The 1,255-nt window shown below is 64.3% G+C and carries 1 protein-coding gene; it reads left to right on the top strand.

What is annotated here, in order from left to right:
* Positions 1-70: 70 nt before the first annotated feature.
* Positions 71-1,233 (top strand): IS3 family transposase gene (locus ACT3UL_RS19205; RefSeq protein ID WP_444579999.1). Its coding sequence is split into 2 segments (ribosomal slippage): positions 71-355 and positions 358-1,233, totalling 1,161 coding nucleotides; the frame shifts between segments, so codons are not numbered across the junction.
* Positions 1,234-1,255 lie beyond the last annotated feature (22 nt).

Raw genomic sequence — 1,255 nt, 5'->3', positions numbered from 1 at the left:
GGGGACTGCCGCACGGATAGGTGACATCTGATCTGGCTTGCCCACTGGGCGGCCTGGAAGGATGTGCACCATGCCTGCTCCCTATCCCCAGGAGTTCCGCGAAGATGTCGTGCGTGTGGCCCGGTCCCGTGAGGACGGCGTCACTCTCGCGCAGATCGCGAAGGACTTCGGCGTCCACGAGATGACGCTGCATAAATGGATCCGTCAAGCCGACATCGATGACGGAAGCCGCCCCGGAAAGACCCGCGAGGACTCCACCGAGCTGCGCGACGCCCGCAAGAAGATCCGGCTGCTCGAGCAGGAGAACGAGGTCCTGCGCCGTGCCGCCGCCTACCTGTCCCAGGCGAACTTGCCGGGAAAAGGTTCTACCCGCTCGTGAGCGAGCTCGCCGCTGACGGCATTCCCGTCGCGGTGTCCCTGCGGGTCCTGAAGCTCTCCCGCCAGCCCTACTACCGCTGGCGGCACCAGCAAGTCACCAAGGCCGAGGTGGTCGAGGCCTACCGGTCCAACGCGTTGCTGGACGCTCACCTCGACGACCCCGAGTACGGCTACCGGCTCCTGGTCGACGAAGCCGCCGAGGCCGGTGAGGAGATGTGTGAGCGCACGGCGTGGAGGATCTGCCGGGACAACCAGTGGTGGTCGGTGTTCGGTAAGAAGCGCGGCAAGAACGGGAAGCGCCCCGGCCCGCAGGTTCACGACGATCTCGTGAAGCGGGACTTCTCCGCCGATGACGTCAACGAATTGTGGCTGACCGACATCACCGAGCACTGGACCGACGAGGGCAAGCTCTACCTCTGCGCCATCAAAGATGTGTTCTCCGGCCGGATCGTGGGCTACTCGATCAGCGACCGGATGAAGGCTCGTCTTGCGGTGAACGCCCTGGACAACGCGATATCCAGGCGTCGAGACGCCGCAGGTTGCATCGTGCATTCGGACCGTGGATCTCAGTTCAGGTCACGGAAATTCGTGCACGCCCTGAACCGTCATCACCTCATCGGATCGATGGGCCAGGTCGGCGCTGCCGGCGATAACGCCGCGATGGAGTCGTTCTTCGCGCTGCTCCAGAAGAACGTCCTGGACCGCAAGCGGTGGCGGACCCGAGAAGAGCTGCGGATCGCGATCATCACCTGGATCGAGAGGACCTATCACCGCCGGCGCCGGCAGGCTCGCCTGGGTCGATTGACCCCCATCGAATACGAGACCATCATGAACCCGGTCGCACTCGCGGCCTGACACCCCAACTGTCACCTAAACG

This window comes from Brachybacterium sp. 107, from assembly GCF_052379725.1.
In the GTDB taxonomy this organism is placed as follows: Bacteria; Actinomycetota; Actinomycetes; order Actinomycetales; family Dermabacteraceae; genus Brachybacterium.
This window is presented reverse-complemented; position numbering and strand designations above follow the sequence as displayed.